At 57.1% G+C, this 387-nt stretch carries 1 protein-coding gene; it reads right to left on the bottom strand.

Features of this window, described 5'->3' with window-relative positions:
* Positions 1-131: 131 nt before the first annotated feature.
* The coding region (locus tag C667_RS26270; RefSeq protein ID WP_211207754.1) for a hypothetical protein at positions 132-387 on the bottom strand (256 nt) is incomplete at its 5' end.

Raw genomic sequence — 387 nt, 5'->3', positions numbered from 1 at the left:
AATCATTGCGATACTTCCGCGACCGAAGTCGCCGACCGCAACAACCAAGCACCCACACTTATCGGTTGTCCAAGTTTTTAAAGAATCTCTGCGTTGCCGCAGCGAAGAAGCGAGATTATGTAGAACCTACATCACCCTGTCAAGCATTTCGCAGATCTTTTTTTGCGCCGCCCCGGCAAACACCCGAACGACCCGACCCCGAAACACCCCACCGCTTCTTCCCTCCCCGCACCGCTGCGCTTGCGTTCAAGCACCGCTGCGCTGGAAGAGGTGCGCATTATAGACACCCAAACCCGACGGTCAAGTACAAAAAACAGCAAAAATACTGATGAACCCATGCGGGGCGCCGCCGCGCCCGTTCGCGCCTGCCGGCGCTCCTGCAGGAAC

The organism is Thauera phenylacetica B4P (assembly GCF_000310225.1).
Lineage (GTDB): Bacteria > Pseudomonadota > Gammaproteobacteria > Burkholderiales > Rhodocyclaceae > Thauera > Thauera phenylacetica.
Note: the sequence above shows the minus strand (reverse complement) of the source record. Positions and strands in the feature narration are given on the sequence as shown.